16 protein-coding genes are annotated in these 15,083 nt (G+C 40.1%); 13 read left to right on the top strand and 3 right to left on the bottom strand.

From position 1 onward, the window contains the following. Position 1: 1 nt before the first annotated feature. The 9 genes from ACYVJ6_RS04345 to ACYVJ6_RS04305 all read left to right on the top strand — a co-directional run bounded on the left by ACYVJ6_RS04345 (position 2) and on the right by ACYVJ6_RS04305 (position 9,200). Positions 2 to 907: a hypothetical protein gene (locus ACYVJ6_RS04345; RefSeq protein ID WP_460692804.1), complete on the top strand. Its 906-nt coding sequence runs from the start codon at positions 2 to 4 to the stop codon at positions 905 to 907. Between the two features lie 133 nt (positions 908 to 1,040). After that, positions 1,041 to 1,403 (top strand): hypothetical protein, encoded by a 363-nt coding sequence (locus ACYVJ6_RS04340; RefSeq protein ID WP_460692803.1) that lies wholly within the window; start codon positions 1,041 to 1,043, stop codon positions 1,401 to 1,403. A gap of 108 nt (positions 1,404 to 1,511) precedes the next feature. After that, complete coding sequence (locus ACYVJ6_RS04335) at positions 1,512 to 1,883, top strand: hypothetical protein (protein ID WP_460692802.1); 372 nt, start codon at positions 1,512 to 1,514, stop codon at positions 1,881 to 1,883. A gap of 156 nt (positions 1,884 to 2,039) precedes the next feature. Next, positions 2,040 to 4,361, top strand: a complete 2,322-nt coding sequence (locus ACYVJ6_RS04330; RefSeq protein WP_460692801.1) for a TonB-dependent receptor — start codon at positions 2,040 to 2,042, stop codon at positions 4,359 to 4,361. A gap of 6 nt (positions 4,362 to 4,367) precedes the next feature. Continuing rightward, positions 4,368 to 5,786: a hypothetical protein gene (locus tag ACYVJ6_RS04325; protein ID WP_460692800.1), complete on the top strand. Its 1,419-nt coding sequence runs from the start codon at positions 4,368 to 4,370 to the stop codon at positions 5,784 to 5,786. Continuing rightward, complete coding sequence (locus ACYVJ6_RS04320; RefSeq protein ID WP_460692799.1) at positions 5,787 to 5,975, top strand: heavy metal-binding domain-containing protein; 189 nt, start codon at positions 5,787 to 5,789, stop codon at positions 5,973 to 5,975. A gap of 108 nt (positions 5,976 to 6,083) precedes the next feature. Further along, a complete protein-coding gene (locus tag ACYVJ6_RS04315) occupies positions 6,084 to 6,314 on the top strand; it encodes a hypothetical protein (protein WP_460692798.1) in 231 nt (76 codons plus the stop codon). Between the two features lie 111 nt (positions 6,315 to 6,425). Then, positions 6,426 to 8,333, top strand: coding sequence for an amidophosphoribosyltransferase (locus ACYVJ6_RS04310; RefSeq protein WP_460692797.1), 1,908 nt, complete (start codon positions 6,426 to 6,428; stop codon positions 8,331 to 8,333). 75 nt (positions 8,334 to 8,408) lie between these two features. Beyond that, positions 8,409 to 9,200 (top strand): hypothetical protein, encoded by a 792-nt coding sequence (locus ACYVJ6_RS04305; RefSeq protein ID WP_460692796.1) that lies wholly within the window; start codon positions 8,409 to 8,411, stop codon positions 9,198 to 9,200. Between the two features lie 49 nt (positions 9,201 to 9,249). Here ACYVJ6_RS04305 and ACYVJ6_RS04300 read toward each other — a convergent pair whose 3' ends face one another. Then, entirely contained in the window at positions 9,250 to 9,903 is a 654-nt protein-coding gene (locus ACYVJ6_RS04300) for a LysE family translocator (protein WP_460692795.1), read from the bottom strand. A 162-nt stretch (positions 9,904 to 10,065) separates the two neighbouring features. Here ACYVJ6_RS04300 and ACYVJ6_RS04295 point away from each other — a divergent pair, with 162 nt between their 5' ends. From ACYVJ6_RS04295 to ACYVJ6_RS04285, 3 genes are read left to right on the top strand one after another with little or no spacing between them, the layout of a single operon-like run. Next, complete coding sequence (locus ACYVJ6_RS04295; protein ID WP_460692794.1) at positions 10,066 to 11,676, top strand: MFS transporter; 1,611 nt, start codon at positions 10,066 to 10,068, stop codon at positions 11,674 to 11,676. 45 nt (positions 11,677 to 11,721) lie between these two features. After that, on the top strand, positions 11,722 to 12,180 hold the full coding sequence (locus ACYVJ6_RS04290; RefSeq protein ID WP_460692793.1) for a deoxycytidylate deaminase: 459 nt from the start codon (positions 11,722 to 11,724) through the stop codon (positions 12,178 to 12,180). Between the two features lie 33 nt (positions 12,181 to 12,213). Continuing rightward, positions 12,214 to 12,888 carry a hypothetical protein gene (locus ACYVJ6_RS04285; protein WP_460692792.1) on the top strand — a complete coding sequence of 225 codons (675 nt, stop codon included), beginning with the start codon at positions 12,214 to 12,216 and terminating at the stop codon, positions 12,886 to 12,888. A gap of 10 nt (positions 12,889 to 12,898) precedes the next feature. Here the strand turns inward: ACYVJ6_RS04285 and cmk are convergent, their stop codons facing one another. Beyond that, complete coding sequence (cmk, locus tag ACYVJ6_RS04280; protein ID WP_460692791.1) at positions 12,899 to 13,573, bottom strand: (d)CMP kinase; 675 nt, start codon at positions 13,571 to 13,573, stop codon at positions 12,899 to 12,901. A gap of 119 nt (positions 13,574 to 13,692) precedes the next feature. On the opposite strand from cmk, the gene arfB reads away from it, so the two are divergent. Then, positions 13,693 to 14,106, top strand: coding sequence for an alternative ribosome rescue aminoacyl-tRNA hydrolase ArfB (gene arfB, locus ACYVJ6_RS04275; RefSeq protein WP_460692790.1), 414 nt, complete (start codon positions 13,693 to 13,695; stop codon positions 14,104 to 14,106). Here the strand turns inward: arfB and ACYVJ6_RS04270 are convergent. Then, positions 14,099 to 15,043 (bottom strand): lipid A deacylase LpxR family protein, encoded by a 945-nt coding sequence (locus tag ACYVJ6_RS04270; protein ID WP_460692789.1) that lies wholly within the window; start codon positions 15,041 to 15,043, stop codon positions 14,099 to 14,101. The genes arfB and ACYVJ6_RS04270 overlap by 8 nt on opposite strands. Positions 15,044 to 15,083 lie beyond the last annotated feature (40 nt).

The following is a 15,083-nucleotide window of genomic DNA, read 5'->3' as shown; positions in this document are numbered from 1 at the left end:
TATGATGCAATTACCTAAAAGCCGTATCCGTAAACGAAACATATTACTTATTGTGGTATTGGTATTGTTTGTCGGATCATACGTCAGGCATAAATACCTTGTGAGACAGATTACAATATCCGGCCGCTTATCAGACCGGGCATTGAGCGAAACATCCGGTATAGCCGCATCGGCCCAATTTAAAGATATGTTTTATGTACATAATGATAGTGGCGACGAAAGCCGCTTTTTCATGATATCGCCCGATGGAAAATTACACCATGTACTTAAATATGATGGTAATAATAGCCATGATGATTGCGAAGACATAGCTGTAGGGCCGGGCCCGATTAAAGGAAAAAGCTATGTGTATGTTGGCGATATTGGCGATAATGGAACTAATAGAGACGCAATATCCATTTACCGGTTTGAAGAAAAGAAATCCTGGTTGAAGGATAGCATAGTAAATCTAACCGCGCAAAAACTCTATTTGCAATATCCCGACGGGCCAAAAGATGCTGAAACTTTAATGATTGACCCCGTAGATAAGTTATTTTACATAGTTACCAAAAGAGGAGACACGGTAAACGTGTATACATCGCCCATTATGCATAAGCCTAATGATACATTAACCTTAACCTATAGGGGTAAACTATTTTTTGAAGGCACCAAACCCTTTAAATGGATAACCGCGGGCGATATATCAAAAGATGGTGACAGAGTTTTGATAAAAAGTTATGACAAGGTTTATTACTGGAAACGTAAGGGTAAGGAACACCTTTGGCAAACCCTGCAAAAAAAACCTGAGACATTAACCTATCAAGCTGAAAAAATGGGCGAAGCCATAGGATTTACGGCTAATGGTAGAAATTATTATACCGTAAGCGAAGGGGTATATGCGCCTATTTATTACTACACAACACCATAGAATTTTGGCTAACTACACTTTCGTAATTTAAATACTTAAAGCAGTAACAAACCGTTCTGTTGAATATCTAACAGTGAATATAAACTTAATTGAATAATTATTTATTTTTGAAACACAAACAATCAAAATTATTATGAAAAGATTTTTTACAACCACCACTTTAGTTTTATGTGGTGCAATTATTTGTTTAGCTGCAATTGCTGCTGATTTAACCGGCAAATGGGTAGGTAGTGTTAAAGGGCCGGATGGCGATACCGAATTTCCATTGACCTATGTGTTTAAAGCCGAAGGCGACAAGTTAACAGGTACATTAACTTCACCACAAGGTGACACCCCTATTACCGAAGGTAAAATTGACGGAACTAACTTCTCGTTCAAAATTGCATTTGGTGATATGTCAATTGCCAATAAAGGTAAATTTTATGGCGATTCAATTGGTATAGATTCTGACTTTGGCGGCCAAAATATGCACATAACGCTTAAACGCGGTAAATAATTAAACTACTTTAATTTGAAAGCCTTACCATTCGGTAGGGCTTTTTTGCGTTTATAATTTTACCTGACATTACTTTGTATTTGTTTATACAGTACCTACATTTGCCGCATGGTAAAACGCATTACTTCCATTGTATTATTAATTGCGCTGATAACAGCCAATTATTCGTACTTTTTTGTGTATGCGGGGTTTGAGTTGAATAAAAAATACATTGCCGCCACACTTTGCGAAAACCGTGACAAACCACAATTGCATTGTAATGGTAAATGTTATTTCATGAAAAAGATCAACCAGGCGAACGAAAAAGAAAAAAGCGCCGAACGACAGGCTCAAAAAAATCTTTTCCAGGAAGTTTTTTACGCAACCGTAACCACCAATGTATTTTACAACCAGTTTATACAGTTGGTTATCACCCCGTATCAGTATTCTGATCAGTCCGTATTTCCGGGCAGCATCTACCAGCCTCCGCGGGTAGGGTAATTTATCATAATTTCTTTTAACCACGCGTCATCGCGGGGAACGAAGCAATCTCTGCACATGCAAATCTACAACCGTGATTTCCTTGTGTAGTTATTCGCGTTCGTATGGATTTTAATTAACCTATTTCACCAAGGAGACAACTCCGCATTTAATATTATGAACCGATACTTTATTCTATGCATATATTTTCTATTTCTTTCTATAGCTGCAAAAAGCCAAACTTTAATGCATGGCACAATTACCGACGCAATTACACACGAGTCATTGCCCGGAACAATTATCACAACTAATAACAACACACATATCCCGGTTGATGCTAAAGGTAATTTTACCATACCGGTAAATGTTACCAGTTTAAAATTTGCTATGATTGGCTATAACTCACATACGGTTGATATGACCTTAATAAAATTCAGCCGGTTAAATATTGCGCTTACCCCCTCATCGGTTGATTTGCAGCCCGTAATTGTATCTGCCAGCCGCGAGGGACAAGCCAGGCAAGATGCGCCAATGGCAATCAGCAAGATCAACTCGGTACAGATACAGGATACCAAAGCCACTGCCCTATACCAGTTATTAAACAAAGTACCGGGCGTGTACATGGTTAATTTAGGTAACGAACAGCATACTATGGCTATACGTCAGCCTATAACTTATAATGCGCTTTACCTGTATATGGAAGATGGTGTACCTATACGCCCCACAGGTATTTTTAATCATAATGCTTTGTATGAGATCAATATGTCGGGCGTAAAAGATATCGAGGTTATTAAGGGGCCCGCATCTTCGCTATATGGCAGTAACTCAATAGGTGGCGCGGTTAACTTTATTACACAAGGCCCGCCATCAGGTTATGCCGGTAATTTTTCGGTGCAAAGCGATAATTACAACTATCGCCGCGTTGATGCCGACGGCGGTTTTACCAGTGGTAAATTTGGAATGTATGTTGGCGGTTATATCGCGAAGCAAAAAGATGGTTGGCAGGATTATTCTGATTTTGATAAATACTCGGCCAATTTTAAAACTACGTATGATTTTAGCAGTAAAACCAAGCTAACCACTACGGCAGCCTACAATTATCTAAACACCCAAACTCCGGGTAGTTTAGATGCAACCCGTTTTTATAGTCGTAACTATGGCAGCAATAATCGCTTTACTTACCGCAGGGTTGAAGCTTTTAGAGCAAGCGCCAACCTGCAACATACCTGGAACGATAAAAGCAGCACATTCCTTACCCTGTTCTATCGTACCAATACCACGGCACAACTGCCAAGTTATTATATAGCTGACGTAAGGGTTGCTGGTGTTTACGTTAGCTCAAACGGGCAGGTGAACGACCAGCGTTTTAACAGCTATGGTTTGCTAACTCAACACCGATTGGATTTTGATTTCCTGCATTCGCGATTGATTGTTGGGGCTTATGTGGATAATAGTCCAAGCTCGTTTTACGCGCAGTATCTTAACATCAACAAAGATGTAGCCAATAACTATTATACCGGCTTTACCAATACAGGTACATATATTGATGATTACCGTATTAAGCTATTCAACACTGCCGCTTATACGCAATACCAAGTGAACCCTGTAAAACCTTTAAGGGTTGTTTTGGGGTTACGGTATGATCGCGTGCATTATAACTTTACTAATGGTCTGCCTGCATCAAATACCAGGTACAAGCAGCAGGAAACTAACGACTTTAATATACTGGCACCTAAACTGGGCTTAACTTATGATTTAGGAAGTAATAAAGGCTTATATGCCAATTACAGTGTAGGTTTTCAACCACCGGAAACAAATGGTTTGTACGGTTCCAGACAGTTAACACCATTAAAGCAGGCCACCTTTAACAATTATGAAGTTGGCGGCTGGTTATCGGCATTAGATAAAAAGCTATTTTTTGAGTTGAGTTTATACAGCCTGGAAGGTAAAAATGAGATCATCACTCAATTATTGCCCGATAATACAACCCAAAACCAAAACGCGGGTGCAACGCGCCACAGGGGTATCGAATACTCGTTAACCTACGCCCCTGTTAACTCGTTAAGCTTCCGTTTTGGTGGTACTAACGCCAGGCATACTTACATAGATTATAGCGAGGTAGTAAGCGGTACAAACGTTAGCTACAACGGCAAAACCATGAACAATGCCCCTAACTGGATAGCCAACTCGGAGATCACTTACAAACCCAACTATTTTAAAGGTTTCAGGATAGCTGCAGAGTGGCAGCATTTGGATGGCTTTTTTACTAATCCTGCCAATACCAAAACGTATTCGGGTTATAATATTTACAATTTACGTATGGGCTATAACTTTAAAAATAAGGACATTAATGGCGCAGGTATTTGGTTTAATGCTTTAAATATTACTAACGCATTATACGCCACCAATGTAGTAAGCAACCAATATGGCGATACCTATACTGCTGCACCGCCAAGGGTATTTACTTTAGGTATCAGTTATTCATTCTCCAAATATTAACAGACAATGAACAAACGCAATTTTTATAAATGGCACCGTATATTAGGGTTAATAGCCCTGGTACCGGTCATATTTTTTACTATGAGCGGGGTGACCCATCCGTTCATGTCAAACTGGTTCAGGCCCACTATTGCTAAAGAAAGCTTTGACCTACGCACACAAAATGAAATGCAGCCTGCCCTATCTATTCAGCAGGTGATGGATCAAAACAAAATTGCTGAGGTGAGAAACTTCAACCTAATTAAGTTTGATAAGGGCACGTTTTACCAGGTTTTGGGTAAGGATAGTATATCTAATTACTATTCGGTAACGGACGGTAAACTATTACCTGATGGGGATAAATTATACGCAACTTACCTGGCACGCTATTTTACTCAGGATTCTACATCAACCATAAAAAACATCAGCCTGCAAACCGGTTTTGACGGGCAATATCAGCCTATAAATAGATTGCTCCCTGTTTGGAAGGTGTCACTTGACCGTGCCGATGGCATGGATGTGTATATAGAGACCGCCCAAAGCCGTATGGGTACGTTTAATAACCATACGCGTAAATGTTTCTTATGGATATTTGAACAATTCCACACCTGGAACTTTTTAGCGGCCATAGGCGGCGAAACGTTTAGAATCGCGGTATTACTCACACTGGTGAGTATAATGCCCTTCACCCTCATAAGTGGTCTAATTGTTTACGGCTTGTACTGGCAAAACTTTAAAGCCGTACAGCAAAAAAGGAAAGAGAACGGAGTTGATGACAAACGTTTCATCCATCGCTACCACCGCCAAATTGGGTTAATAGTTTCCTTCGTGATGTTAATGTTTGTTACCAGCGGTGCATTCCATTTATTTATTGGGCTATATAACGGTGATGCAACCAAACAACCTTACGAGCAATTAATTAAACGTGAGCAATTGGGTATATCTAATTTGCAATTACCTATCGCAGACAGTTTAATAAAAAGAGTTGCATTGGCTGATTTTAATGGAAAAACCTATTACCAGGTAACCAACGATAAAAAGCGGGTATTGTATTTTGACACAAAAACCGGACAGGAACTGCTTAATGGCGATGTGCAATATGCCGCGCTTTTAAGTAACTTTTATATCGGCACACAAACTGCCCCAGATTCAATTACCCGCATAGGACAGTTTACTAACGATTATGGTTTTATCAATAAACGCCTGCCGGTACAAAAGCTAAGCTATGCTGACCGGGATGTTTATATCGAAACTACATCAGCCAAACTGGCTGCCAAAGTGGATGGGCTTGACCGTGCCGAGGGATTATCATTTATCTTTTTACATAAATTTTTCTGGATGACCTGGGCCGGTAAGGATATAAGAGATATAGTAAGTATGTTATTCGCGGGCGGTATTTTGACAGTAGCTTTACTGGGCTTTATGGCCTTTTTAAAAAACAAATAGATGAAGTTAAAATTGACAATAGCTATGATGGCATGCGCGCTAAGTTTAGGTGCATGCCATCAGGAAGAGAAAAAGGAAACCAAACAATACAAATACTTCTGCACTATGGATAAAGATGTTGGCTCGGATAAACCGGGGGTTTGTTCCAAATGCGGAATGGAGTTAGTGGAGCGGGAGGCGGTTAAGTAAATCGGCCAAATGACTCACCCTCCCGATAAATATCGGGAGGGTTGCAATAATCAAGCGATATAACTATATCTCCGGCAAACTTTCCTCACCTCTGCTTGTTATTTACACATGCAAAGTCAACCCTTCACCATAAAAGTTAACGATGTAGATTATACCGTTAAGCTGCATTCGTCCGTACCAAAATTGTATGATGTTGCAGGTGGCAATTCTTATCACCGCATTGGCAAAACAGATGCAGGGCTATGGGTATATGTTGAGGACTCTCCGGGCAACCAGCATATGCCTTTGCAACAAATTGGAGAAGCCATTGATGATTATGTGACTTTTAATATTGACTAACCAACCATCAATTAATACTTTATAAACGTTAGGTCATTTTTAATACGAATTAATGACAATCAATTTAACAACACTTAAATAATTTTATAACTTTGCGGCTCATTACCAATCATGAGCGATCAGATTAAGCATGAATGCGGTGTGGCCTTTATCCGCTTACTAAAGCCACTTTCTTTTTATCAGCAAAAATACGGCACAGCGCTGTATGGTTTGAACAAGCTTTACCTTTTAATGGAGAAACAGCATAACCGGGGCCAGGATGGCGCGGGCGTTGCTACTATTAAACTGGATATTGAGCCGGGCAAACGATACATCAGCCGCCACCGTTCCATGGCGTCAAACGCGGTTGCTGATATATTTGAATACATCCAGAAAAAATTTGCCGACATCCAGAAGGAAACCCCCGAAAGGATGGCCGATGCCGAATGGCTGAAAGAAAATGTAAGTTTTGTTGGCGAGGTATTATTAGGGCACCTGCGCTATGGTACCCACGGCAAAAACAGCATTGAAAGCTGTCATCCGTTTTTAAGGCAAAATAACTGGATGACACGTAACCTGGTTATTGCGGGTAACTTTAACATGACCAATGTTGATGAGTTGCTGCAGCAATTATATGACCTGGGCCAACATCCAAAAGAAAAAGCCGATACCGTTACCGTATTGGAAAAAATGGGCCACTTTATTGATACCGAGGTACAAGGCTTGTTTGATCAATATAAACGCGAAGGGGTAGACGATAATGGCATGATAAGCAAGCTGATCGCCAATGATATGGATGTGGCTAAGATCCTCCAGAAATCGGCCCGTAACTGGGATGGTGGTTACACTATTGCCGGTATGCTGGGGCATGGCGACGCGTTTGTAATGCGCGACCCGGTAGGTATACGCCCTGCATTTTATTATTATAATGATGAGATAGTAGTTGCCGCTTCAGAGCGCCCTGCTATACAAACCGCCTTCAATATCCCTATTGACGATATTAAAGAAATTAAACCCGGCCACGCGCTTATTGTTAAAAAGAACGGTAAAATAACCGAAAGCATGTTTAGCGAGCCTCAGGAAAAAAAGGCATGTTCATTTGAGCGTATCTATTTTTCGCGCGGCAGCGATGCTTCTATTTACCGCGAGCGTAAACAGTTGGGCCGTTTGCTTTGCCCGCAAATATTGAATGTGGTTGAGCACGATGTTAAAAACACTGTATTCTCTTACATCCCGAATACTGCCGAAGTTGCCTTTTATGGTATGGTAGAAGGGGTGCATAAATACATCAGGCAGTTTCAACGCGAGGCGATATTAAATAAGGAAGGTAAGTACACCGAAGAGGAACTAACCCAACTATTATGGATGGCGCCGCGGGTAGAGAAAATAGCCATTAAAGATGTTAAGCTGCGCACCTTTATTACCCAGGATGCTGACCGCAGCGAAATGGTGGCGCACGTTTATGATAGTACCTACGGCTTGATTAAAAGAGACACAGATACTTTAGTTGTGTTAGATGACTCCATCGTTCGTGGTACTACATTAAAGCAAAGTATATTAAAAATTCTGGACCGTTTAGGGCCTAAAAAAATAGTGGTAGTGTCATCTGCCCCGCAAATACGTTACCCTGATTGTTATGGTATTGATATGTCGCGCATGGGCGAGTTTGTTGCCTTTGAAGCGGCGGTTAGTTTACTAAAAGAATCAGGTAAAGAGGACGTACTACACCAAGTTTATGAAAAGTGCGTGGACAGTGCCAAACTGCCTAAAGAAAAAGTAGTAAACTATGTAAAAGCTATTTATGAGCCTTTTACAGATCAGCAGATATCTGACCGTATTGCACAGATCATTACCCCAAAGGATATCAACTGTAAAATTGAAGTGTTATACCAAACATTAGATAACCTGCACAAAGCCTGCCCTGACCATACCGGCGACTGGTATTTTAGCGGCGATTACCCAACCCCGGGCGGTAACAAAGTAGTTAACCGTGCTTTTGTAAACTGGATGGAAGGTAAGAACCAGCGGGCTTATATGTAATTGTTAAAGTGTGTTAAATAGTTTTATATGGGCGCTAAATATTAGCAACTTTTGAAACTATTTAACCACCTAAACATGAAAAAAATTCTTTTATTCTCACTCGCCTTAGCAGCTTTCGGAAAAACCTACGCCCAAAGCTTACCCAAAGTACAGCAAAACAGTGTAAAATTGCCTGCCAATGTTAAAATTGACGGCAAAGCCAATGAATGGGACAATAAATTTCAGGCTTACAATCCAGCAACAGAATTATTTTACACTATAGCTAATGATGATAAACGTTTGTATTTAACTGTACAGGGAAATAGCCCTGTTATTACAGGGGTGGCAAATAGGATGATAGGCGGCGGGCTTACGTTTACCCTAATAAACAAAGACATGAAAAATAATAGCGGTGTAAGCATTACCTTCCCTGTAAAAACGGAAGGCGACGCTGAGTATTTTGACTTTTTGGATCATAAAAACACCGGTAAAAAAATTATAACTACAGATTCGGTAATAAGAGAATACAATTCAAGATTAGAAAGGAACTATAAATTTATAAAAGTTAGCGGTGTGAAAAATCTGGAAATGGTACCTGTATATAATGACCAAGGCATTGAAGCAGTGGGTAGGTTTGATATGACTAATAACTACACTGTAGAAATAAGTATTCCACTTGAATTGGTGCGCACCCAGATCAATACCTCCAACACATTGGGGTATAAAATTACAGTTAACGGAGCAAAAAGCGCGGTAAAGGCTGATACGGAAAGTGCTACAGGGGGTGATTCCAAAGCACGTGCAGAAATTATCTCTGTAATCAATAAAAACACTATGATGTTTGGTGCGTCAACTAATTTTAGTGGCGAGTATACTTTAGCTAAATAGTTGCTAAAACAAAGACCTGCAACTTATAACACGCAACTTACAACATAAACTAAGCCGCAGGCGGGCTAAAAATAATATGGGTAACCAATCTGTCCATTAAAATAACAGAAGCTATAATAAGCGCAATACCGGCTATTTGGTTTAAACGATGCACCCGCTTAACTGATATCTTATCGCGCAGTTTATTGGCATAAAAAGCTTTGGTAACATCCAACCCAAACTGCACAATTAGTATAGTTAAAAACATAATGGCAATTTTAAAAGTGCGGTTGTGCACCCCCTGGTGGTAAATGGTACTGGCGGTGCCAATTACGGTTATCCAATGAAACAACATGGTTGGGTTAAAAATGCACATCAAAAACCCCTTCAAAAAATATCCGGTGCGTTTAAGTCCGGTGGGCGCAACGTTATCATAATTGATGTTGGCTTTTTTAAACAGGTAATAAACGCCTATGGTGAACAGGATAATGCTACCCACGGTGCCTGCAATGGTTTTGGTATCTTCAGATATATCAAATAGTTGTGAGCCGAAAAGAATAGCACCTACAAATACCACATCGCTGCAAACCACCCCGAGTGCCATGTAAACGCCTGCATGAAAACCACGTTCGATACTGGTTTTTACTAATGCAAAAAAAACCGGGCCTGTTATAAAAGTAAGTATAAGCCCAATTCCAATCCCCGAAATAACCGCTTCTATCATTAAATAGCTTTATGGTTTCGACTTTGAAGTATGCGAATATGCAATTTTTATCTCTTAAACAAACAAACTTAATATTGTGTGGATATTAAATCAATATTACATAACAACTTATAATTAAAATTCATTTAAGTTAGTACCTTGAATTTATAAAATTTGGCCTATATGCAACAACAAAGCAGTTCAAAAAAGTACACGTCGGCACTGTTAACGCTGGCTACTGTTTTTTTCTTTTGGGGATTTTTAGCCGCGTCAAACGGCATATTCATTCCGTTCTGTAAATCACATTTCAGCCTTACGCAGTTCGAGTCGCAGCTGATAGACTTTACCTTTTATGGCGGTTATTTTATAGGCTCGATGATATTGTACTTTGCATCGCAAGCCAGCCGTACAGATATCCTGAATAAACTGGGTTATAAAAATGGTATAGTGGTAGGTTTGGTAATATCTGCCGCGGGCGCATTGTGTATGATACCCGCTGTAAACTCGGGCTCATTTGGGTTTATATTAGGTTCATTTTTTATTATCGCTATCGGTTTCTCCTTGCAACAAACAGCCGCCAACCCATTTGTTATTAATTTAGGTACGCCGGAAACCGGGGCCAACAGGCTAAACTTTACCGGGGGAGTTAACAATATAGGCGGTATTTTAGGGCCCATTGTAGTAAGTAAATTGTTATTCGGTACGGCATTAAGTAAAGGGACATCTACAGTAGACATTACATCTATCAATAATTTGTATTACATATTGGCAGGATTATTTTTAGTGGTTGCGTTATTCTTTTACCTGTCAAACCTGCCTAAAGTTACCAGCGACGAAAAGATAGAAATAAGCACAAAGCCGAATAGGCCCTTATTCATCATTTTTATTGCGTTTTGTTTGATTTTAGCTGCTGACCCACTAACTAACATGACAGGGTTACCAAAACCATATTTTGTATATGCTTCGTTAGCGATCATCCTGATTACGCTGATAAGTTCTCTATCAGCCGCTAAAAAAGATTCAACAGGTTGGGGTGCCATGCAATACCCGCAATTAATTTTAGGTATGATAGCCATATTTACCTATGTAGGTACCGAGGTTACCATTGCCAGTAATTTAGGCGCTTTATTAAAAACCCCGGCATTTGGCAGCTTTGCCGATTCGGCCATATCGCCTTACATATCCCTGTATTGGGGCAGTTTAATGATAGGCCGATGGGCCGGAGCAATAGGTGCCTTTAATCTGCCCAAAGCCACTAAAAATATGTTGACCATAATTGTGCCTTTTGTAGCATTTGCGGTAGTGCTTCTGGCCAACTATTCCAGCGGAGAAGATATTGGCCATTTGTTTATTTATTCCATTTCCATTGTTGTAATGATCGCCTGCTTTTTTATCGGCCAGCAAAAACCGGTGCGCACGTTGGTAGTATTTGGCTTATTGGGAGTAGCCTTTATGGTGATAGGTTTATTAACTAACGGCATGCTTGCCACGTTTGCTTTTATTAGTGGCGGTTTATGCTGCTCCATCATGTGGCCGTCTATATTTGCGTTGGCTATTGCAGGTTTAGGTAAATACGCCAGCCAGGGCTCGGCATTTTTAATTATGATGATCTTGGGCGGTGCTATCATTCCGCCGGTGCAGGGTATTTTAGCCGACACCAGTGGCATACATCTATCCTACATTGTACCTTTGCTGGGCTTTGCTTACATGGCGTTTTTTGCCTGGAAAGTAAGTAAGGAATTAAAAACACAGGGAATCGACTTAGATAATACAGAAATATCAGGAACACATTAAATAAAGGAGATAGAACTAATCACTGATCTCCAATCACTAATCACTATGTCACGACCATCCTTCGACCATATATTCATGAACCTGGCTACTGATTTGGCGCAGCGCTCGCACTGCGTTAAAGCGCATGTAGGCGCGGTTTTAGCCAAAGATACCCGTATCATATCCATAGGCTATAATGGCCCGCCAAAGGGCACGCATAACTGCGATGAGGAATGGCCAGAGGCAGGTTGCCCCCGCGACTCCAAAGGGAGCTGTTCCTTAGCCTTACACGCCGAGGAGAATGCCATATTATATGGCGTAAAAAATGGCGCTAATTTGCAGGGAGCAACTTTGTACACTACCTTATCGCCATGCATTGCATGCGCAAGGCTAATATTTTCAGCAGGAATAACACAAGTTTACTTTAAACACTCCTACGCCGAATACAAAGGCCTTGCCAGTGATGAAGGAGTTGATTTTTTAAATCGCTTTGGGGTAAATACTGTAAAGTTGGTGGAGGAATAATAAATAAAATGAAGCCATTTGAGATACTACATAATGAAAAGAAATAAGGCAATAAGCAGCTTCATAATAGTTGCAATACTATTCTTTACTTGTGCAGTCAAAATATCATCTAAAGCGACTAGTAATTTAAATTATCCTCATTCTCTAAGAATGATACAGCAAGAGCAAAAACGCGACTTGCGCAATAGTAAAGGGTTGGTTATAGCCGTTGTTAAAGACAAGGTAAAACGAGGTTTAAATCTATATCAAAGCGACGGTAGTTTATGGAAATCTATATTTTTTGACGGAAATCTAAGAAAGAATATAGTATTTGTATATCCTTATGCTAAGGATATTGATGCACATTTATTAGCATTTGATTGTATCGGAGTAAAGGATGGCTTTTATAAAGTTGTTATAAATGAGAAAACACAGGAAACTAAGTATATTAAAATGAGCGATAAGGCATTCGTTTTTGTTTCATGGGGAAATTATATCGTGAAAAATATTTGTTGTGTTGGCTTTCAGCCTATAATTAATCCATTGCGGGTAAATCCTTCAACTAATTCTGAACATATACCTTATACAAAAGATGAATTTTATTTACCTGTTAAGACTCAAGGTAATTGGTTGCAAGTTAGATGGGGGGAAGAAAAAAAATGGAACTATGGATGGATACAATGGAAACGAGACAACTACTTAGTACTTGAACTTTTCACCCAAGCATAAACGTTAATATTTATTTCAAAAACGGCTTTATCTTACCCAACGCAAACTCCAGCTGCTCATCAGGGGTCAGGTCTGTATTGTCTAAAATAATAGCATCATCGGCACGCATTAAAGGGCTTTCTTTGCGGGTAGTGTCCTGGTAATCGCGGTGGGCCAGGTTCTCAAAAACTTCTTCTAAGCTAATATCCGGGTTTTTATGGGCCAGTTCTTTATAGCGGCGTTCGGCACGTATTTTAGGGTCGGCGGTCATGAATATTTTTACCTGCGCATCCGGGAACACCACCGTACCAATGTCGCGGCCATCCATCACTATGTTTTTTGATCTGCCCATGCGCTGCTGCTGTTTTACCATCTCCACACGTACATCATGTATGGCAGATACGGTGCTTACCGATTCGGATACCGGCATCAGGCGTATCTCGTCAGATACCTCCTCATCATTCAGCGTAATATGGGTTTCGTAATCGCGTGAGTGAAAATTAAGATGTATGTTTTCTAAGGCTTGACTGATTTGACCGGGGTTGTTCAGGTCGATATTATTGCGTAAAAAATATAGGGCAACTGCACGGTACATAGCACCGCTATCTACATAAATAAAATGAAGCTTTTTGGCAATTGCTTTTGCTAAAGTGCTTTTTCCGCAGGATGAATAGCCATCAATAGCTACTACAATATTATTGCTCATTTGGTAACAAAGTTACTATTTTAGTTGATTAGGTTAAATAGTTGACTGGGTTGATTTGTTATTTTAATTATAACTACTCACCTAATCCAACTTAATCAACTAATAACTAATTTCACAACATGAATTTTTCTAAAACCGAACTGCAAAAGGAAATTACCTACAAAACATCACGCAGCGGAGGCAAGGGCGGGCAAAATGTAAATAAGGTATCAAGCAAGGTGGAGTTGTTGTTTGATGTAAACAGTTCTTTATTATTTACGGATGAAGAGAAACAGCTATTGAACACCAAACTACAATCACGATTCAATAAGGATGGTTATGTGCAGGTAATTTGCGATGAAGAACGCAGCCAATATCTCAATAAAGAAAAAGCGGTAGAAAGATTAATGGGTTTACTTACGCGAGCCCTGCATCAGCCCAAAATCCGCAAGCCTACCAAGTTGAGTAAAAAAGCTAAAGCCGCCAGGCTAAATGATAAGCGCCTGCAAGGCGAAAAGAAAGATAACCGTAAAAAGAATTTCGATATTAATTAAAGCGGTACAGTATAGTAACTGATCCCCATTTATGCGGGGTAAGCATGTATTTACTTTCCTTACCGCGCGTATGTATTGCAGCATTAAGTATCCATCTGCTGCCGGCGTAGGCAAGCCCAAACTCCTGCGAAAATATGGCAGGCTTTATTTTGCCGGTAATTTCAGGGTAAACAGCGCGTGAGTTAAATAGCCCTCCCTGTATAGTGGCGTCATAAACTACCAGGTTAAATTGCGGTTTATAATAAAAGAAAAACTCTTGTTTATGCAGTGGTGTTGCCGTATTGGCAATGGCGGTACTTTGCGTACTAAACGAGTTAAATAACTGGTTAAAATTACCTATACGTACCAACGGGCCTGCCCCTGCCCCGGTAAAACCTGTACCCAAATTTGCGTATGATGTTAACGAAATATCTATCCAGGAATCTCTTGCTAACAGCTTATTATATTCTGCCGATAGATTAACCTGTGCCGCGTTTTTAATTTGAAACTGCCAGCCATCTATCTGGTATAAGCCAAAGGTATTATGAATAAAAGTTTGAGCTTCTTTAGCTAATGATGCAGGACCAATAACACCCACCTGTGCCCCCAGTTTTAAGTTGCCCTCGTTTTTGTAAAGCAAATTAAGGTTTGCCCCTGCATATAAATACCCGGCAATTGGGCGGTCAATATATTTGGCCTCAGGTATGCGTCCTGCCTGGGCATTAAATATTTTTTGTCCCAACTCAAACCCCACCACTTTATTTTGCAGTGGTGAATTATCACCTGTTTTTAACGCGTGGCGATAATGCAGAAAAAAGCCATTGGTATAATACTTGTCTGACCCCTGGGTAAGATAAGCATCATTGTCAGACTGTAAGCCAATTTCGCTGCTATGGGTTTGCGCCCGTAAGTTAGTAGTGCCAATAAAGCAAAGCAGAAGTATAAGTTTAAAACGCATCAGGTTTAAATAGCGATGCGAAAATAAAAAAAGTAACCCT

Source organism: Mucilaginibacter puniceus (genome assembly GCF_054783175.1).
Note: the sequence above shows the minus strand (reverse complement) of the source record. Positions and strands in the feature narration are given on the sequence as shown.